Raw genomic sequence first — 18,920 nt, 5'->3', positions numbered from 1 at the left:
GCCCCCCCCCCAGCCGTCAACCGCTTTAGCGGCGGCTGATCAGCAAGCCGAGCAGCAGGCCGGTCACGCCTGCGATGCCGATGGCTTGCCAGGGATTGTCGTGCACGTAGTCGTCGGTGGCGCGGGCCGCGCGACGGCCGTGTTCCAGCACGGCATCCTGGGCATCATAAAGTGCCTCGCGGGTGCGCTTGAGCGATGCCAGGGCACGCTCTCGCAGTTCGGAGGCAGCCTCGCCCGACGAAGACGCCGCTTCGCGCAGCAGGGCTTCGGCGTCATTCAGGCTGCTCTTGACGCTGTCGATCAGCTTGTCTTTCGAGATATCTTCAGACTTTTTAGCGGGCATAGCGGGCTCCTGTTGATGTGTCGTCGGTTAAACCATAATACCAGCGCAAATCGCATCGGCAAGCATGGCTTGATACGAACTGCTACTTCACCTGCGTAATCTCAACCACCGATTTACTGCCCGACAGATCGATCTCCTGTTTCATGACCATGTCGAGCGCCGGGCAATACCAATCGGTAACGCGGGTGTTCATTCCAGGTATGGGCAAAGTCAGGCCTTTAAAGGTCGCCATGGTCGGATCGCTGTTGCGGGTATAACGCAAGGGCCAGCATGATTGCTCGCCCAGGGCGGTGGCGATTTTCTGGCGGGCCCCCACGGTTTTTTCGCCGATGCGGATGGTGGTGCTGGGCTGCCCGCCCAGGGGCGACTCCTTGCCGATGTTCAGGCGATAGCTCGCGCCCGGCAGGCGCTGCCCCTGACCCTGGATCTTGTCGTAGGCGAACAGGCCCAGCATGCGCAGATCGAACTCGCCCTCGGCCGGGCTGGTGCTGCCGTAGCGCACGAAACTCGCCTGACCGTTCTTGACCGTCATGAGGTAATCCAGGCGCGACTTGGCTGGCGGCAGGCCGGCATAGGCGAAACTGGCCTGTCCGCGCACCCGGGCGCGGCAGTTGTCGCCGTTCTGGCGACGCACCTCATCGAATTGCAGGTCCGCCCCCAGGCTGACGTTGCCGGAACCGGTCAGCTGGACCTGGCCGCCATCATGCATGAAACGGGCGTCACACACCCCTGCCTGCGCCAGCGGCGCAACACCGGCCAACGCCAGTGCGAGCATCCATCGAGCCACCCTTATTACTCCTGTCTTGCGCGCCGCCCGCCGGGGCTGGCGTCTGTCTCGCGATACTACACCGCCCGCCCTGCCCCGATCGCTGCAAATCACTTCCGGCTATATCAAAGAAAGTAATCAAACGTTGGGTTCGGACCGCCGGCTTCCTATGATCGAAGCCATTTCGATACTCCTGGCCGGATCCTCCATGACGCTTTTCCCGATTTTCTCCGACCTGAAAAACCGGCCGGTTCTGGTGGTCGGCGGCGGCGAGGTCGCCGCACGCAAAGTCCAGGCCTTGTTGCAGGCCGAAGCCCTGGTGACGGTCGGCGCCCCGACGCTGGCGCCGGCCCTGCGCGATGCTGTGGCCGCCGGCCGGATCGTCCATTGCCCGGGCCGCTTCGACCCTGCCTGGCTGGAGCAGGCCTGGCTGGTGATCGCCGCCACCGATGATCGCTCGGCCAACGCCGAGGTTTATGAGGCGGCCAGCACGCGCCGCCTGTTCTGCAACGTCGTCGACGACCCCGCGCTCTCGAGCTTCCAGGTTCCCGCCATCGTCGACCGCTCGCCGCTGGTGATCGCAATCTCTTCCAGCGGCGTCGCGCCAGTGCTGGCGAGACGCCTGCGCGAACGGCTGGAATCCTTGCTGGACCAGAGCCTGGGCGCCCTGGCTGGCCTGGCCGCCCGCTACCGCGGCCAGATCCGCGAACGCCATCGCGAGCTGGGCGCACGACGCCGATTCTATGACTGGCTGCTGGACGGCCCGGTGGCCACGGCGCTGCGCCGCGCACGTCCGCAGGAGGCGGAAGCGGCCCTGCGCCAGGCCCTCTCGCAGGCCGAGGCCCCGACGCCCGGACGCGTGGTGCTGGTCGGCGCCGGCCCGGGCGACCCCGGGCTGCTGACCCTCAAGGCCCTGCGCGCGCTCAATGAGGCCGACGTCATCCTGCACGACCGCCTGGTCAGCGCCGAGGTGCTCGCCCTGGCGCGCCGCGACGCCGAGTGCATCGCCGTGGGCAAGCGTCCCGGCGAAGACCACGACGCCACCCAGGCGCGCATTCACGCCCTGATGCGCGAGCAGGCCCGGGCCGGCCGTCGCGTGGTGCGCCTCAAAGGCGGCGACGCCTTCATCTTCGGGCGCGGCGGCGAAGAGCTGGAATATCTGCGCGCCCACGGCGTGGACTACGAAGTCGTGCCGGGCATCACGGCGGCCCTCGCCTGTGCCGCCTATGCCGGCATCCCCCTGACCCATCGCGACCATGCGCAGACGCTGCAACTGGTCACCGCCCATTGCCGTGGCGAAGAAGACGGCCTGGACTGGGCAGGCCTGGCGCGCAGCCGCCAGACCGTGGCTTTCTATATGGGGGTCGGGCAGCTGGAGGCCTTGGCCGCGCGCCTGATCGCCCATGGCCGGGCGCCCGACACGCCCTTCGCCCTGGTGGAAAACGGCAGCCGCCCCGGGCAGCGCGTGATCGGCGGCCCCCTGTCGCAACTGGCGGCGTTGGCGCGCCAGCATGGCGTGGCCGCTCCTGCGCTGCTGATCGTGGGCGAAGTGGCCGGGCTGGCCTCGCAACTGGCCTGGTTTGGCACTGCCACGCAGCACACCGCGCCGCAGGCCGAGGCTCGGGCCGCCTGAGACCGCCCGAGCAAGACACGTTACAGGACTTTCTGGGTCGTGCCGAAGATACGGTCGCCGGCATCGCCCAGGCCCGGCATGATGTAACCCTGCTCGTTCAGGCAGCGGTCCACCGAGGCAGTGTAGATATGCACATCGGGGTGACGCTCCAGCACGGCCTGAATGCCTTCCGGCGCCGCCACCAGCGTCAGGGCGCGGATTTCGCGCGCGCCGGCCCGCTTGAGCATGTCGATGGTGGCGACCATGGAGCCGCCGGTGGCCAGCATCGGGTCGACGATCAGCGCCAGACGCTGATCCAGCTCGCCCACCAGGCGCTCCAGGTAGGTGTGTGCCTGCAGGGTTTCTTCGTTGCGCGCCAATCCCACCACGCTCACCTTGGCGCCCGGAATCAGGCTCAACACGCCGTCCAGCATGCCGATGCCGGCGCGCAGAATGGGCACCACGGTGACTTTCTTGCCGGCGATCTTCTCGACCTCGACCTGGCCGCACCAGCCCTCGACCGTGGTGGGGGCCAGCGCCATGTCCTTGGACGCTTCGTAGGTCAGCAAGGCAGCGACTTCCTGAGACAGCTCGCGAAAGCTCTTGGTGCTCAGGTCGGCGCGGCGCATGATGCCGAGCTTGTGCCGCACCAGCGGATGACGGATTTCATGCACGGGCATGTGCGGATTCTCCAAAATTAACGATATCAGCCGTCCGGCGGACCGGACGGTATTGTTTTACTGCTCGGCCAGCCAGGCGATCAGGGCGTCATCGAAACTGCGCACCGCCGCCGCGTTATCGTGGTTGACCATGCTGACCACCACATAGCGCTTGCCGCTGGCGCCCAGCACAAAGCCGGCGATGGCGCGCACGTCGCGCAGCGAACCGGTTTTCAGATGGGCCATGCCCTGGGTGCCATCGCCGCGCATGCGCCGCCGGACGGTTCCGTCCACGCCGGCAATCGCCATCGACGACAGAAACTCCGGCATCAAGGGCGAGCGCCAGGCCAGCGTCAGCATGGAGGCCAGGCTATCGGCCGACACCCGCGCCGCACGCGACAGGCCGGCGCCGTTGTCCATCACCAGCTCGGGCATGTTCAGCCCCTGGGCCGCCAGCAGCGACTTGGCCACGCCTTCGCTGCTGGCCACCGTGGCCGGCTTGCGACCGCGCTCGGCGCCCAGCGTCAGCAACAGGTTGCGCGCCATGACATTATTGCTGCGCTTGTTGATCACGCGGATGATTTCACTCAGGGCCGGCGACTCGTGCGAGGCCAGCACCACAGCGTCGGCCGGCACGACGCCGGCGCGCATCTTACCCTTGAATGTGCCGCCCAGCTCACGCCACAGCAGCCTGAACACCGCCTCGGTGTAGTCAACCTGCGACAACGCCAGCCGGTAAAGACTGAACTCACCGCAGGAGCCGGCCACCGACCCGCTCACGCGCAGCTGCATGCCCTGCGGGGTGATCAGCGGCTGGGTGGCCACCGCGGGCGGGCCGGGACAGCGCGCCTCGCTCCATTCGATGTTGCCCTCCAGACGCAGGCCGGCCACCGGCGGATCGATGGTCGCGACCCATTTGCGCGCCACCGGATCCGGCGTAACCAGCAGGCGCAAGGCGCCGAAGCTGACCATGAGCGCGTCCGGGCTGGCGTTATAAGCCCGGTCCGGCGCCCCGTCGAACGCTCCCGGATCGGTGGCAACCTGCCCGAACACGCTGCGATCGACCACCAGGTCGGAGATTTCCTTGACCCCGCGCAGACGCAGCTCGCGCAGCAGCGCCCACATATCCTGGAGCATGAACTGGGGATCGCCGCCGGCGCGCCAATAGAGCGAGCCCTTCAGGCGCCCGTGAGCATCGGGCTTGACGCCGGGATCGGTCAGGAAGTCCGTGCGCCAGACGTAGCCCGGCCCCAGCTCGGACAGCGCGGCCCAGGTCGTCACCAGTTTCATGACCGAGGCCGGATTGCGCGGCACCTGAGCATTGAGGGCCACCATGCGGGGGCCGTCGACCTGCTGAACCACCAGAGAGAGGGCCTCGTCGGGCAGGCGGGTCGCCTTCCAGGCCTGCACCAGGCTGGGTGGCAACCCCAAGGCCGCAGCAGCCCCCTGGGCCAGCGCCTGCCCCGGCGAACCGAGGGCCAGCAGGAATCCGAATGCCAGGCCGGCACGCGCTTTCGCCAGAAGTCGCATCTTGCTCACAATGCTCTGTGATAGGTAAAAACAAGAGCATACCTAAGACGGAGCGATCTGGCGTGGCGGCGCTCTGTTCGTCAGGCGTCTACAATACCGGGTTGTCCCGGCGCCTGGCGACCGCGACGCTTTCCAACCCGTGCAACGGCCTTGGGCCGCAGCTCCCTGTGTCCACACTCTCGCTTTCCGATTTCGATTACGTCCTGCCCCCCGAACTGATCGCCCAGGCCCCGGCGGCCGAGCGCGGCGGCAGCCGGCTGCTGCACCTGGATGCCGGCGGCGCCCTGCATGACCGTCGCTTCCCCGATCTGGCCGGACTGCTGCGCCCCCATGACCTGCTGGTGTTCAACGACACGCGCGTCATCAAGGCGCGCCTGACCGGCCAGAAGGCCACCGGCGGCAAGGTCGAGGTGCTGGTCGAGCGCATCACCGAACCGACCCGGGCGCTGGCCCACGTGCGTGCCAGCAAGTCCCCGGGCCGGGGCATGCGCCTGGAACTGGCCGGCGGCGCCATCGTGGCCGAAGTGCTGGGGCGCGAGGGGGAGCTGTTCGACCTGCGCTTTCCCGGCCCGGTGCTGGCGCTGCTGGACGCCCATGGCGCCACGCCCCTGCCCCCTTACATCACCCATGCCGCCCAGGCCGAGGATGACCAGCGCTACCAGACCGTCTATGCCCGCGAGCCGGGCGCGGTGGCTGCGCCCACGGCCGGGCTGCATTTCGATGAACCCATGCTGGAGCGGCTGGCCGCCCAGGGCGTGGCGCGCGCCTTCGTCACCCTGCACGTGGGCGCCGGCACCTTCCAGCCGGTGCGGGTCGAAAACCTCGCCGAACATGTAATGCACGCCGAGTGGTACACCGTGCCCGAAGCCACCGTGCAGGCAATCGCCGCGGCCCGCGCGGCCGGCGGACGCGTCATCGCCGTGGGCACCACCAGCGTACGCGCCCTGGAGTCGGCTGCAGCCCAGGCCGGCGGCGGGCCGCTGGCCCCCGCCCAGGGCGACACCCGCCTTTTCATCACGCCGGGCTACCGCTATCAGGCGGTCGATGCCCTGATCACCAATTTCCACCTGCCGCAGTCGACCCTGCTGATGCTGGTCTCGGCCCTGGCCGGGGTAGAGCCCATCCGCCGGGCCTATGCCCATGCCGTGGCCGGCCGCTACCGCTTCTTCAGCTATGGCGACGCCATGTTCATCGAGACGCCCCAGCCATGACCGGACTCAATTTCGAACTGCTCGCCACCGACGGCGCCGCCCGTCGCGGCCGCCTGACGCTGAACCACGGCGAAGTCCAGACCCCCATCTTCATGCCCGTGGGCACCTATGGCAGCGTCAAGGCGATGCTGCCCCAGGAGCTCAAGGACATCGGCGCCCAGATCGTGCTGGGCAACACCTTTCACCTCTGGCTGCGCCCCGGCACCCGCATCATGGAGCAACATGGCGGACTGCACGGCTTCATGCAGTGGGACAAGCCCATCCTGACCGACTCCGGCGGCTTCCAGGTCTTCAGCCTGCAGGGGATGCGCAAGATCACCGAGGAAGGCGTCAAGTTCGCTTCGCCCATCGACGGCGCGCGGCTCTTCCTGACGCCGGAAGAATCCATGCGCATCCAGCGCTCGCTGAACTCCGACATCGTGATGGTGTTCGACGAATGCACGCCCTACGAAATCGACGGACGCGCGGCCACCCAGGAAGAAGCGGCGCGTTCGATGCGCATGTCGTTGCGCTGGGCGCGCCGCTCGCGCGAGGAGTTCGACCGCCTGGCCAACCCCAACGCCCTGTTCGGCATCGTGCAGGGCGGCATGTACGAAAACCTGCGCGATGAATCCCTGGCCGGCCTGACCGACATCGGTTTTCATGGCTACGCCATCGGCGGGTTGTCGGTGGGCGAACCCAAGGAAGACATGATGCGCGTGCTCGGCCACGTCGCCCCGCGTCTGCCGGCCAATGCCCCGCGCTACCTGATGGGCGTGGGCACGCCGGAAGACCTGGTCGAGGGCGTGGCGCGCGGGGTGGACATGTTCGATTGCGTCATGCCCACCCGCAACGCGCGCAACGGCTGGCTGTTCACCCGCTTCGGCGACGTCAAGATCCGCAACGCCAAGTACCGCGACGACACCCGTCCGCTGGATCCGAGCTGCCGCTGCCACACCTGCTCGACGTTCTCGCGCGCCTATCTGCATCACCTGCAACGCGCCAACGAAATTACGGGCGCGCGTCTGAATACCCTGCACAACCTGCACTTCTACCTGACCATCATGGAAGAAATGCGCGAAGCGATCGCTGCCGGGCGTTTCGACGCCTGGCGCGCCCAGTTCGCCGCCGACCGCCAACGGGGAGTCGATTAGGCCAGCCCGGCCGCGCAGCGCGCCGGCGGCCCAACATCGCTACAATATCCGGCCACCCTGTCCATGGCTCGCGCGGGGGCAGGGGCATAAAACACAAAGCTTGTTTAACAAAGCCATATATACAAACCCAACCTGGAGCACTTTCCCATGTCCGTGATTGACACCGCCAGCCTCGTCCTGGCCCAGGCAGCACCTGAAGGCAGCTCGATGCTGGGCGGCATTCTGCCCATCGTCCTGATGTTCGTGATCCTCTACTTCCTGATGATCCGTCCGCAGATGAAGCGCCAGAAGGAACACCGCAACATGGTCGCCGCCCTGGCCAAGGGCGATGAAGTCGTCACCGCCGGCGGCATCCTGGGCAAGGTTGCCAAGGTGACCGACAGCTACATCAGCATCGAAGTGGCCGACCTGGCCGACAAGCCTGTCGAGATCACGCTGACCAAGAGCTCCGTGACGAGCGTGCTGCCCAAGGGAACCATCAAGGCCCTGTAACAGTCGCATAGGGCCCCTTGCGGGCCCGATCCCTCTCTTGCCACAACGTAGCCGACAATGAACCGCTATCCCCTCTGGAAGTACATCACGGTCTTGGTCGCGGTCGTCATCGGCCTGCTTTACACGCTGCCGAACTTCTACGGCGAATCCCCCGCAGTACAGATCTCCAGCGCCAAGGCCACCATCAAGGTGGAGCCCTCGCTGCTGCCGCGCGTCGAGCAGCTGCTGGCTGACGCCCGCCTGCCGGCCACCAGCGTGTACTACGAGCAGAACGGTACGCTGGGCACGGTGCGCGCGCGCTTCGCCTCGACCGACATCCAGCTGCAGGCCCGTGACCTGCTGGACCGCAGCCTGAACACCACTGCCGGCGACCCCCAATACACGGTCGCCCTGAACCTGCTGCCCGCCTCGCCGCCCTGGATGCGCGCGCTGGGCTGGTTCGAACCCAAGCCCATGTACCTGGGCCTTGATCTGCGCGGCGGGGTGCACTTCCTGCTGCAGGTCGACATGAAGGGCGCGCTGACCGCCCGCTACGACTCGCTGGCCTCTGACGTGCGCAGCATCCTGCGCGACCAGAAGATCAACGCCAACGGCATCGAGCGCAACGGCATGGCCGTGCAGGCCGTGTTCGCCAATGCCGAGCAGCGCGACCGCGCGCGCGACGCGCTGCGCAGCCGCCTGCCTGACCTCGAATTCACCGAATCCGAAGAAGACGGCCGCCTGCTGCTGAGCGGCCAGCTCAGCCCGCAAGCCATTACCCGCGTGCAGGAAAGCGCACTCAAGCAGAACATCAACACCCTGCACAACCGCATCAACGAGCTGGGCGTGGCCGAGCCGGTGATCCAGCAACAGGGCGCAGATCGCATCATCGTGCAACTGCCGGGCGTGCAGGACGTAGCCAAGGCCAAGGAACTGCTGGGCCGCACCGCCACGCTGGAGCTGCGCATGGTGGACGACTCGCCTGCCTCGCAGGCGGCGCTGGCCAACGGCACCGTGCCCTTCGGCCTGGAACGCTATACCGAGCGCGACGGCCGCGCCCTGCTGGTGCGCCGCCAGGTCATCCTGACCGGCGAGAACCTGCAGGATGCCCAGCCAGGCCGCGACCACCAGACCCAGCAGCCCTCGGTCAACCTGACCCTGGACTCCAAGGGCGCACGCATCTTCCGCGACGTCACGCGCGACAACGTCGGCAAGCGCATCGCCATCCTGCTGTTCGAGAACGGCAAGGGCGAAGTGGTCACCGCACCGGTCATCCGCAGCGAAATCGGCGGCGGCCAGGTGCAGATCTCCGGCAGCATGACCGCCGAAGAGGCCGCCGACACCGCCCTGCTGCTGCGCGCCGGCGCGCTGGCCGCACCGATGACCATCATCGAAGAGCGCACCATCGGCCCGAGCCTGGGCGCCGACAACATCGCCAAGGGCTTCTACTCGACGCTGTATGGCTTCATCGCCATTGCGGTGTTCATCGTCCTGTACTACCACCTGTTCGGCATCTTCTCGACCATCGGCCTGACCTTCAACGTGCTGCTGCTGCTGGCCCTGCTCTCCATGCTGCAGGCCACGCTCACGCTGCCGGGCATCGCCGCTATCGCGCTCACGCTGGGCATGGCCATCGATGCCAACGTGCTCATCAACGAACGCATCCGCGAAGAGCTGCGGGCCGGGGCATCGCCGCAACAGGCCATTTACCAGGGCTTTGACCGGGCCTGGGGCACCATCCTGGACTCCAACCTGACCACGCTGATCGTCGGCCTGGCGCTGCTGGCCTTCGGTTCCGGCCCCATCCGCGGCTTTGCCGTGGTGCACTGCCTGGGCATCCTGACCTCGATGTTCTCATCGGTGGTGGGTGTGCGCGCGCTGGCCAACCTCTGGTACGGCGGCCGCAAAAAACTGGCCAAAATCTCCATCGGCACGGTCTGGAAACCCGGCACCAAGTGATCGATCCGGCGCGGCCGGCCACCCTGGCCCGGCCGCGCGGCTCCTGACAAGACTGCAAGGCGAAACATGGAATTTTTCCGGATTCATCGCACCATCCCCTTCATGCGCCATGCCTTGGTGCTGAACACCATCAGCCTGGTGACCTTCCTGGCGGCGGTGTTCTTCATCATCACGCGCGGCTTTCACCTGTCGATCGAGTTCACCGGCGGCACGGTCATGGAGGTCAGCTACGCCCAGACGGCGCAACTGGACAAAGTCCGTGGCGCGATCAGCGGCCTGGGCTACACCGATTTCCAGGTTCAGAACTTCGGCACTTCGCGCGATGTGATGATCCGCCTGCCGGTCAACGAGGGCCAGACCTCGGCCACGCAGAGCGAAACCGTCATGGCCGCGCTGCAGGCCGCCGAACCCGGCGTGGAACTGCGCCGCGTGGAGTTCGTCGGCCCGCAGGTCGGGCGCGAACTGCTCGAAAACGGCCTGATGGCGCTGTTGTGCGTGGTCATCGGCATCATGGTCTACCTTGGCCTGCGCTTCGAATGGAAGTTCGCTGTCGCCGGCGTGGTGGCCAACCTGCACGACGTGGTCATCATCCTGGGCTTTTTTGCCTTCTTCCAGTGGGAGTTCTCGCTCTCGGTGCTGGCGGGGGTGCTGGCCGTGCTGGGCTATTCGGTCAACGAGTCCGTGGTGATCATGGACCGTATCCGCGAGAACTTCCGCAAGTACCGCAAGGCGGACGTCAAGGAAGTCATCAACAGCGCGATCACCCAGACCATCTCGCGCACCATCATCACCCACGGCTCGACCCAGATGATGGTGCTGGCCATGCTGTTCTTCGGCGGCCCCACGCTGCACTATTTCGCTCTGGCCCTGACCATCGGCATCTGGTTCGGCATCTACTCCTCGGTCTTTGTGGCAGCCGCCCTGGCCATGTGGATGGGCGTCAAGCGCGAAGACCTGGTCAAGCCGGTCAAAAAGGAAGGCGAAGGCGAGGTCGAAGCTCCCTGATCCCGCGCCGCGCAAAAAGCCAGCCTGCCCCGAATGGGGCGGCTGGCTTTTTTCTTTCGGGCCGCCGAAAGCCTGGCCGCAGGAAGCACGCAGCGCCATCACGGACAAGACAGGCAAGAGGGCAGGACAGACGAAAAAAAAGCACTTGCATGAAGCAAGTGCTTTTTTGGAATTTTTGGCGGAGCGGACGGGGCTCGAACCCGCGACCCCCGGCGTGACAGGCCGGTATTCTAACCAACTGAACTACCGCTCCGCAGCGGCGATACCTTTCGGCATCTTGCCAGAATGAACTGGCGTCCCCTAGGGGATTCGAACCCCTGTACTCACCGTGAAAGGGTGATGTCCTAGGCCTCTAGACGAAGGGGACCTGAACAAACTACCAGTGTGAGACCTTGGTGGAGGTAAGCGGGATCGAACCGCTGACCTCTTGCATGCCATGCAAGCGCTCTCCCAGCTGAGCTATACCCCCTCTGGTTTTCACACTGCTTCGCGGCTTGTTTCCTGGCTGCCTGCTTTCGCACGCATACCGATGAAACCTGACTTGAAACTTCTGAATCGCTTCAGTTGTTTCGCATCAACTGCGAAGAAACGAGATTATGCATGATATTTTGAACCTGTGCAAGCCCACCGCAAAAAAAACCTTAAAACAAAGTCTGGGCTACAGTTAAAGCCACCTGTCCGGCACGGAGACCCGCATGGCGCAAACCTCATTTCCGACCCGCCAACTGGGGCGCACTGGCATGGCGCTGTCACGCATTGGCCTGGGCACCTCGGCCATCGGCGGCAGCAATTGGGCCTATGGCTGGGGCGCGCAGGAGGACGATGCCTCGCTGCGCACCGTACGGCACGCGATCGATCGCGGCATCAACTGGATCGATACCGCTGCGGCCTACGGCCAGGGGCATGCCGAAACCCTGCTGGGCCAAGCCCTGGCCCAGGTGCCCCGCAGCGCCCGCCCCTACGTGTTTACCAAAGGCGGCCTGCGGACCGAGGGGGGCCAGACCCGCGCAAGAGGGCAGCCCGAAGCCCTGCGCCGGGAGCTGGAGGCTTCCTTGCGACGCCTGCGCACGGATTGCATCGATCTTTATCAGATGCATTGGCCGGCCACGGACGGCACCCCTTTGGAGGTGTACTGGCAGACGCTGCTGGATTTCCAGCGCGAGGGCAAGGTGCGCGCCGTGGGTTTGTCCAACCACAGCCTGGCGCAACTGCAGGCCGCCGAAGCCATCGGCCACGTCGACAGCGTCCAGCCGCCCTTCTCCGCCATCGTGCGCGATAGCGCGGCCGATCTGTTGCCATGGTGCGCCGAACAGCATACCGGTGTGATCGTCTACAGCCCGATGCAATCCGGCCTGCTGTCGGGCGCCTTCACGCAGGCGCGCGTCGCGGCCCTGCCGGCCGATGACTGGCGCACCCGCGACGCCCAGTTCCAGCCCCCCGGGCTGCAGGCCAATCTGGCACTGGCAGATGCGCTGGCAAGCATCGCCGAAAGACACGGCACCACGGCCGGCACCATCGCCATTGCCTGGACGCTGGCCTGGCCTGGCGTCACGGGTGCCATGGTGGGCGCACGCAGCCCGGCTCAGATCGATGACTGGCTGGGTGCGGCGACGCTGGAGCTCGATCCGGACACCTTGCAGGAAATTGCCGCGGCCATCGCGGAGAGCGGCGCCGGCAGCGGCCCGCTCTGCCCGCCTGAGGACGACATCCTGCCCTCGCCAAGCGACTGGTTGCGTTGATGCGTCTAGCCGGCGGCGGCAATCAAGGGCTGGAAGGCCGCCGCGCGGCGCGCCACAGCGCCAGCGCCAGTATCAGCCCCACCAGCACCAGCACGCTGGCATCGCCGCCATAGGCATAGGGCGTCAGCCCGGTCATGCCCTGCACCACCACCGGCAGCACGCCAGCCTGGTGTGGCGGCAACTGCGCAAGTACCTGCCCGCGGGCGTCGATCGAGGCGGTGATACCCGTATTGGTGGCCGTGACCATGGGACGCGCCGTCTCGATGCTGCGCAGGCGGCCGATCTGCAGATGCTGGCGCAAGGCCCAGGTGTCGCCGAACCAACCCAGATTGCTGACATTGGCCAGCATCGTGGCGCCGGCGCCCCCCTTCGGATTGGCATGCAGGGCCGGCAGCAACTCGGGGCCGAAGAGGTCCTCGTAGCAGATGTTGAAGGCAACCCGCTGGTCTTTGACAGCAAAAGGCGGCTGGTAGGCGGCGCCCCGGTCGAAATCGCCCAGGGGAATATTGAGCATGTCGACGAACCAGCGGAAACCCGGCGGAACGAACTCGCCCCAAGGCACGAGGTGCTGCTTGTCGTAGCGCATGGGCGTGGTGCCCTGCTGGATATCGCGCAGGGGCGTCTGGCCATCGAAGGCAATGACGCTGTTGGTGTAACGGGGCCGGCCTTGCGCATCACGGGTATCTAGCGGCACGCCCATGGCAATGGTGGCGTGCTGGCCTGCGGCCACATCGCGCCAGGCCTGCCAGACCTGCGGCGGCAACTGGCTCTGGAATACCGGCAAAACGGTTTCCGGCAGCAGGATGAGCTCCGCAGCAGGCTCACCCTCGCGCAGGGGCAGGTTGCTGAGCCCGAGGTGACGCTCCAGGCCGGCCTGCATCAGGGCCGGATTGAATTTCTGCGACTGCTCGACATTGCCCTGCACCAGGCGCATCGGCAACGGCGCGCCTGCGGGCCTGGACCAGGCGATCAGGCCCAGGCCGGCGCCCGCAACCACCAGCAGCACGGCCAGCCCGGCCGGCAGCGCGCGGCGCGCATCGGATGGCGCGGCGCGGGTAGCGGCCAGGTCGGCCACGGCGGCAGCGCAAAAGGCCGTGATAAAGGCCAGGCCGTGCACGCCCAGCACCGGCGCCCAGCCGGCAATGGGGCTGTCCACCACGCCATAGCCGATATTGAGCCAGGGGAAACCGGTCATCACGGTGGCGCGCAGCCATTCGAAAAGCGTCCAGCTCGCGGCCCAGACCAGTGCGACCCAGACGCGGCGCCAGGGCTGGCTGCCTAGTTGCGGCGGACAGAGCCGCCGCGCCAGCCAGCCAGCCGTCGCGGGAAAGAGCGCCAGGAAGGCCGCCAGGGCCAGCACCCCGCCGGCAGCCAGCGGCGCGGCCAACCCGCCGTACTGATGCATGCTGATGTACAGCCAGTACAGCCCGACGGTGAAGCTGACGCAGGCAAACCCCCAGCCGCGGCGCCAGGCCTGCTTGCCGGCCGGCGCAGCCAACACGGCATAGGCCAGCACCGACAGGGTCAGCACCTGCACCCATGCCAGGCTCCAGGCAGGCAAGGGCCCCGGCGCGAAACTCAGGGCATGCAGGGCCCCGGCGGCGGCCAGGCCTGCCCCGGCACGCAAGCGCCTCATCCCAGTGAGTCCAGCGCCACGCTGGCCGGTCGACGGCGCACCCGCAGCCACAGGGCGCGGCGCGGGTCAGCCCGAATGACCTCAAAGGCCAGATCGCCGAACTCGGCGGTATCGCCGCGGCGCGGAATGCGACCCAGACGCCCCCCCAGCCAGCCCCCGACGCTGTCGTACTCGTCATCGGGCAGCTGGATGCCAAAAGTGTCGTTGAAATGGTCGATATCGGTGGACGCCAGCAGACGCCACTGATTTTCGCCCTCGGGGAAGATGGATTCCTCTTCTTCGTCGAACTCGTCCTCGATGTCCCCGACGATCTGTTCGAGCACGTCTTCCATGGTGACCAGGCCCGAGATGCCGCCATGTTCGTCGATCACGATGGCGATGTGGTTGCGCGAGGAGCGGAACTCCCTCAGCAGCACATTCAGGCGCTTGGACTCCGGAATGAAGATCGCCGGCCGGATCAGGGCGCGCAATTCGATGGAGGGATCCTGCATGTAGCGCAACAGATCCTTCGCCAGCAGAATGCCCAGGATGTTGTCGCGATCATCTTCGTAGACGGGAAAGCGTGAATGCGCCGTCTCGATGATGGTGGTCAGCAGCTGCGCCAGGGGCTGGCTCACGTCCAGCAGGTCCATGCGCGAGCGCGGCACCATGATGTCGGCCACGGTGCGTTCGGAGACGGCCAGCGCCCCCTTGATCATCGAATAGGACTCTGCATCAAGCAGTTGCCGGCCATGGGCCGCTTCCAGGAAGGCCTTGATGCCCTCGCGGTCTTCGGGCTCTCGCCGGATCAGGGAAACGACACGATCCAGCAGAGATCTGGCGGGCTTGCGGGCTTCTTCAGCAGGGTATGGGTCAGACATTGTCCAGATGGACTCGTAACAGAAAGGATCAGCATAACCGATCCCCCCCGGGGTCGCGCAAATCCGCGCCAGCACGGGACGCCCGAACGCGGCTCAGGCGATATAAGGATCGGCAATGCCGATGCGGGCCAGGATGGCCGTCTCGAGGGCTTCCATGCGGCGCGCATCGCGCGCCTTGATATGGTCATAGCCCAGGGCGTGGAGCACGCCATGGATGGTCAGGTGGGCGGCATGGTCGAGAAACTGCTTTTTCTGCTCGCGCGCCTCGCGCGCCAGCACCGGCACGCAGATCACGATATCGCCCCGCGCCGTGCCCAGCGGGTCGACGCCGTACTCGAAGGTCAGCACATTGGTGGCGTAGTCACGGCCACGAAAGCCTGAGTTCAGCCGCCGGCCTTCGGCCAGCCCGACCAGCCGCAGGCTGAGTTCCGCCCCCTGCAGGGCCACCAGGCCGTCGGCGGCGGCCCCGGCCAGCGCGTAGCCGGCCCAGCGGCGCAGACGCCAGCGAGGCAGCCGCGGCTCGGCCACGGCATACTGGACCGCCAGCGCCAGTTGCGGATCAGAGGCCGTCATGCTGTTCGGCTGCCTCATAGGCATCGACGATGCGGGCCACCAGCGGGTGGCGCACCACGTCGCGGCTGGTGAAACGCGTGCTGGCGATGCCTTGCACATTGGCCAGGACCTTGACGGCATGCGCCAGGCCGCTTTGCTGGCCACGCGGCAGGTCGACCTGCGAGGGGTCGCCCGTGATGACCGCCTTGCTGCCGAAGCCGATGCGGGTCAGGAACATCTTCATCTGCTCGGGCGTGGTGTTCTGGGCTTCGTCCAGGATCACGAAAGCGTGATTCAGGGTGCGCCCGCGCATATAGGCCAGCGGCGCAATCTCGATACTCTGCTTCTCGAACAGACGCTGCACCCGTTCAAAACCCATCAGGTCGTACAGCGCATCGTAAAGCGGGCGCAGGTAGGGATCGACTTTCTGCGCCAGGTCGCCGGGCAGAAAGCCCAAGCGCTCGCCGGCCTCGACCGCCGGGCGCGTCAGCACCAGGCGCTGGACGCTGTCGCGTTCCATCGCGTCGATGGCGCAGGCCACGGCCAGCCAGGTCTTGCCGGTGCCGGCCGGCCCCACGCCGAAGGTGATGTCGTGCTTGAGGATATTGTTCAGGTAATCACGCTGACGCGGCGTGCGCGGACGCAGATCGCTGCGCCGCGTGCGCAGGGCGATGACATCGCTCTCGTCATCCAGCGAGGGCAGGGTCGGGTCGATCTCGCGCGGATCTTCCTGCACCTCGATGCGGCGGCCCACGCCGATTTCGACCAGCCCCAGCTGGATGTCATCGACCGACAGCTCGCGATGGGTGGCCTGCTCATGGAAACGCCGCAGCGCGCGCCCGGCCAGCTCGGCCTGCTCGCCCTCGACGGTCACGCGGTTGCCCCGGCGCGAGAGCGTCACGCCCATGCCGTCGGCCAACTGCCGCAGGTTCTCATCCAGCGGCCCGCACAGATTGGCCAGGTGTACGTTATCGCCCTCAAGGGTGATGATGACAGGCAGGGCACGGCGGCGGCTGCGCGAAGAGGTCATGCTGCTCCTTGGTCGCTGTCCTGGACGCCGGCCACGCGGCCGCGCAGGGAATTGGTAAAAGCCTCGGTGATCACCACGTCGGTCATGGTGCCGATCAGACGGGCCGGGCCGGCAAAATTCACAATGCGGTTATTCTCGCTGCGGCCCATCAGCTCGCTGGGATCACGCCGCGAAGGGCCTTCGACCAGCACGCGCTGCGTGGTGCCGACCATGCCCTGGGCAATGGCGGCGGCCTGCTCATTGATGAGCGCCTGCAAAGCCTGCAGGCGCTTGAGCTTGACATCCTGAGGCGTGTCGTCATGCAGGTCGGCAGCCGGCGTGCCGGGGCGACGCGAATAGACGAAGGAAAACGAGGTGTCGAAACCCACATCGGCGATGAGTTTCATGGTCTTCTGGAAGTCTTCCTCGGTTTCTCCCGGAAAACCGACGATGAAATCCGAAGACAGCGTCAGGTTGGGGCGGGCCGCACGCAGCTTGCGCACCACCGACTTGAATTCCAGCGCGGTATAGCCACGCTTCATGGCGGCCAGCACCCGATCGCTGCCGGCCTGTACCGGCAGGTGCAGGAAGGACACCAGCTTGGGCAGGCGTGCGTAGGCATCGACCATGCGCTGGGTCATCTCCTTGGGGTGCGAGGTGGTGTAGCGGATGCGCTCGATGCCGGGGATCTCGTGCACGTACTCCAGCAGCATGGCGAAGTCGGCGATCTCGTCACTGCCCTCGATACGGCCGCGATAGGCGTTGACGTTCTGGCCCAGCAGGGTCACTTCCCGCACCCCCTGGTCTGCCAGGTCGGCAACCTCGGTCAGCACGTCCTCGAACGGACGCGAGACTTCCTCGCCGCGCGTATAAGGCACCACACAGAAGCTGCAATACTTGCTGCAGCCTTCCATGATGGACACGAAGGCCGCGGGGCCCTCGATGCGCGGCGGCGGCATGTTGTCGAACTTCTCGATCTCCGGGAAACTGATGTCGACCTGCGAGCGGCCCTGCTCGCGCCGACGCTGGATCAGCTCGGGCAGGCGATGCAGCGTCTGCGGGCCGAAGACCACATCGACATAGGGCGCGCGCTTGACGATGGCCTCGCCTTCCTGGCTGGCTACACACCCGCCCACCCCGATGACCAGGTTCGGGTTGAGCTTCTTGAGATGCTGCACGCGCCCCAGATCGGAAAAGACCTTTTCCTGCGCCTTCTCGCGCACCGAACAGGTGTTGAAGAGAATGACGTCGGCTTCCTCGGGGTTGTCGGTGACTTCCAGGCCCTGGTCTTCACGCAATACGTCGACCATTTTGTCGGAGTCGTATTCGTTCATCTGGCAGCCGAAGGTGCGGATGTAGACCTTGCCTGCAGGCTGGGCGCCGGACGTGGCGGCGGGCACAGCGGCGGCGATGCCGTCGCGCTTGAGTGTGGTTTCTTGCATGGGCGTGCGCCGTGACGGGTGTAGATCCCGGGGGCGGTTCGAATGAGGGGAAAGTTCGATTTTACCTTTTTAAACGCCTTATCGCCCCGGGTGTCTTTGTGATGCCGCAAACCTTCTTTATGATGGGCGGTTCGCCGGGCTCCACCGGCCGGCGTGCGCACTGTGCCGTCCTCCTCCCACCTTCCCCCCTCCTGCGCATGACGCCTGGCATCCCGCTCCTTCCTCCTTCCCCTGTCGCCCGCCGCCATCCGGCCTGGCGGCTCGCCATGATCGCGCTCTTGCTGCTGGCCTGCGCCCTCTGGATAGACCGCCCGCTGACCCTCTGGATTCACGGCCATGTCTCGCCCACGCTGGATCGCGTGTTCGACTACATCGGCCTGATGGGTGATGCCGAGTTCTCGCTGGTGCCCGCCCTGCTGCTGTATATCTGGTCGCTCAATGGCCTGGCGCGCGGCTGGCATTGCCCCTGGCAGGCCGGCTTCGAGCGCAGCGCGCGCGGCGCACTCCTGCTGATGCTGACCATGGCCATGGGCGGGGTCATCACCTGGTTGCTCAAACGCCTGGTGTCGCGCGCGCGCCCCGAAGAACTGCTGGATCATGGCATCTACGGCCTGGGCAGCTGGTTCAGCGGCGGGCCTTATGACTCCTTTCCTTCCAGCCACACCCAGGCCGCCTTCGCCACGGCAGCGGTTCTTGCCATCCTGGCGCCGCGCTGGCGCTGGCCGGTACTGACGCTGGCCGCGCTGGTCGGCCTGAGCCGCCTGATCAATCGCGACCACTACCTCACCGACGTGCTCACGGCAGCCACCATCGCCCTGTGCTGCGCCGCCTTTCTGGCGCCGCGCGTGCTCGACAGCCGCGCACGCTGGCCCCTGCGCGCACCCTGGCGCTGGTTTTCCCGCCCCTGAAAAACGGCGGTTCTGCACGATCTCGAAAAATAGTGCATAATTCGGCCCCGTTCATCGAGAGGTGAACGGGCAAGCCGGAAAGCAT

Annotated in this window: 17 protein-coding genes and 3 tRNA genes; 8 read left to right on the top strand and 12 right to left on the bottom strand. The window is 66.4% G+C overall.

Annotation, left to right across the window (positions count from 1 at the left end; all coding sequences use genetic code 11):
• Positions 1–25: 25 nt before the first annotated feature.
• Complete coding sequence (locus A7V84_RS12210; protein WP_033535398.1) at positions 26–343, bottom strand: ElaB/YgaM/YqjD family protein; 318 nt, start codon at positions 341–343, stop codon at positions 26–28.
• Between the two features lie 82 nt (positions 344–425).
• Complete coding sequence (locus tag A7V84_RS12205) at positions 426–1,118, bottom strand: hypothetical protein (RefSeq protein WP_115638910.1); 693 nt, start codon at positions 1,116–1,118, stop codon at positions 426–428.
• A gap of 199 nt (positions 1,119–1,317) precedes the next feature.
• On the opposite strand from A7V84_RS12205, the gene cysG reads away from it, so the two are divergent.
• On the top strand, positions 1,318–2,742 hold the full coding sequence (gene cysG / locus A7V84_RS12200; RefSeq protein ID WP_063940004.1) for a siroheme synthase CysG: 1,425 nt from the start codon (positions 1,318–1,320) through the stop codon (positions 2,740–2,742).
• Positions 2,743–2,762: 20 nt separating this feature from the next.
• Here cysG and upp read toward each other — a convergent pair whose 3' ends face one another.
• Together upp and dacB are read right to left on the bottom strand one after the other, a co-directional pair.
• Positions 2,763–3,401: a uracil phosphoribosyltransferase gene (gene upp / locus A7V84_RS12195; protein ID WP_025512772.1), complete on the bottom strand. Its 639-nt coding sequence runs from the start codon at positions 3,399–3,401 to the stop codon at positions 2,763–2,765.
• 57 nt (positions 3,402–3,458) lie between these two features.
• On the bottom strand, positions 3,459–4,910 hold the full coding sequence (gene dacB, locus A7V84_RS12190) for a D-alanyl-D-alanine carboxypeptidase/D-alanyl-D-alanine endopeptidase (RefSeq protein WP_025512773.1): 1,452 nt from the start codon (positions 4,908–4,910) through the stop codon (positions 3,459–3,461).
• Between the two features lie 167 nt (positions 4,911–5,077).
• Between dacB and queA the strand changes: the two genes are divergently transcribed.
• The 5 genes from queA (at position 5,078) to secF (ending at position 10,689) form a co-directional block, all read left to right on the top strand.
• Positions 5,078–6,121 (top strand): tRNA preQ1(34) S-adenosylmethionine ribosyltransferase-isomerase QueA, encoded by a 1,044-nt coding sequence (gene queA, locus A7V84_RS12185; RefSeq protein WP_101604666.1) that lies wholly within the window; start codon positions 5,078–5,080, stop codon positions 6,119–6,121.
• Entirely contained in the window at positions 6,118–7,254 is a 1,137-nt protein-coding gene (gene tgt, locus A7V84_RS12180; protein ID WP_063491915.1) for a tRNA guanosine(34) transglycosylase Tgt, read from the top strand. The genes queA and tgt overlap by 4 nt, the downstream gene beginning before the upstream one ends.
• Before the next feature lie 147 nt (positions 7,255–7,401).
• Positions 7,402–7,746 (top strand): preprotein translocase subunit YajC, encoded by a 345-nt coding sequence (gene yajC, locus A7V84_RS12175; RefSeq protein ID WP_025512776.1) that lies wholly within the window; start codon positions 7,402–7,404, stop codon positions 7,744–7,746.
• 57 nt (positions 7,747–7,803) lie between these two features.
• Positions 7,804–9,684 carry a protein translocase subunit SecD gene (gene secD / locus A7V84_RS12170; RefSeq protein ID WP_063491914.1) on the top strand — a complete coding sequence of 627 codons (1,881 nt, stop codon included), beginning with the start codon at positions 7,804–7,806 and terminating at the stop codon, positions 9,682–9,684.
• A 66-nt stretch (positions 9,685–9,750) separates the two neighbouring features.
• The gene (gene secF / locus A7V84_RS12165) at positions 9,751–10,689 is read left to right on the top strand and encodes a protein translocase subunit SecF (RefSeq protein WP_063491913.1); all 939 of its coding nucleotides are present in this window, start codon (positions 9,751–9,753) and stop codon (positions 10,687–10,689) included.
• Between the two features lie 176 nt (positions 10,690–10,865).
• Here secF and A7V84_RS12160 read toward each other — a convergent pair.
• From A7V84_RS12160 to A7V84_RS12150, 3 genes are all read right to left on the bottom strand, one after another.
• Positions 10,866–10,942, bottom strand: a tRNA-Asp gene (locus tag A7V84_RS12160).
• Positions 10,943–10,980: 38 nt separating this feature from the next.
• Positions 10,981–11,056, bottom strand: a tRNA-Glu gene (locus A7V84_RS12155).
• Between the two features lie 26 nt (positions 11,057–11,082).
• Positions 11,083–11,158: transfer RNA gene (locus A7V84_RS12150), tRNA-Ala, on the bottom strand.
• Between the two features lie 271 nt (positions 11,159–11,429).
• Here A7V84_RS12150 and A7V84_RS12145 point away from each other — a divergent pair.
• Entirely contained in the window at positions 11,430–12,428 is a 999-nt protein-coding gene (locus A7V84_RS12145) for an aldo/keto reductase (protein WP_115638947.1), read from the top strand.
• Between the two features lie 22 nt (positions 12,429–12,450).
• On the opposite strand, the gene lnt is transcribed toward A7V84_RS12145, so the two are convergent.
• From lnt to miaB, 5 genes are all read right to left on the bottom strand, one after another.
• On the bottom strand, positions 12,451–14,064 hold the full coding sequence (lnt, locus tag A7V84_RS12140; RefSeq protein ID WP_063491911.1) for an apolipoprotein N-acyltransferase: 1,614 nt from the start codon (positions 14,062–14,064) through the stop codon (positions 12,451–12,453).
• Positions 14,061–14,924 carry an HlyC/CorC family transporter gene (locus A7V84_RS12135; protein WP_025512781.1) on the bottom strand — a complete coding sequence of 288 codons (864 nt, stop codon included), beginning with the start codon at positions 14,922–14,924 and terminating at the stop codon, positions 14,061–14,063. The genes lnt and A7V84_RS12135 overlap by 4 nt, the downstream gene beginning before the upstream one ends.
• 93 nt (positions 14,925–15,017) lie before the next feature.
• Positions 15,018–15,497 (bottom strand): rRNA maturation RNase YbeY, encoded by a 480-nt coding sequence (gene ybeY / locus A7V84_RS12130; protein ID WP_025512782.1) that lies wholly within the window; start codon positions 15,495–15,497, stop codon positions 15,018–15,020.
• Positions 15,484–16,506, bottom strand: coding sequence for a PhoH family protein (locus tag A7V84_RS12125; protein WP_025512783.1), 1,023 nt, complete (start codon positions 16,504–16,506; stop codon positions 15,484–15,486). Before A7V84_RS12125 ends, ybeY begins: the two co-directional genes overlap by 14 nt.
• On the bottom strand, positions 16,503–17,927 hold the full coding sequence (gene miaB, locus A7V84_RS12120; protein ID WP_033535403.1) for a tRNA (N6-isopentenyl adenosine(37)-C2)-methylthiotransferase MiaB: 1,425 nt from the start codon (positions 17,925–17,927) through the stop codon (positions 16,503–16,505). The genes A7V84_RS12125 and miaB overlap by 4 nt, the downstream gene beginning before the upstream one ends.
• 266 nt (positions 17,928–18,193) lie before the next feature.
• Between miaB and A7V84_RS12115 the strand changes: the two genes are divergently transcribed.
• A complete protein-coding gene (locus A7V84_RS12115) occupies positions 18,194–18,835 on the top strand; it encodes a phosphatase PAP2 family protein (protein WP_033535404.1) in 642 nt (213 codons plus the stop codon).
• The last annotated feature ends 85 nt before the right edge of the window (positions 18,836–18,920 follow it).

The sequence above is a fragment of the Bordetella trematum genome, assembly GCF_900078335.1.
Taxonomy (GTDB): domain Bacteria; phylum Pseudomonadota; class Gammaproteobacteria; order Burkholderiales; family Burkholderiaceae_B; genus Bordetella; species Bordetella trematum.
Note: the sequence above shows the minus strand (reverse complement) of the source record. Positions and strands in the feature narration are given on the sequence as shown.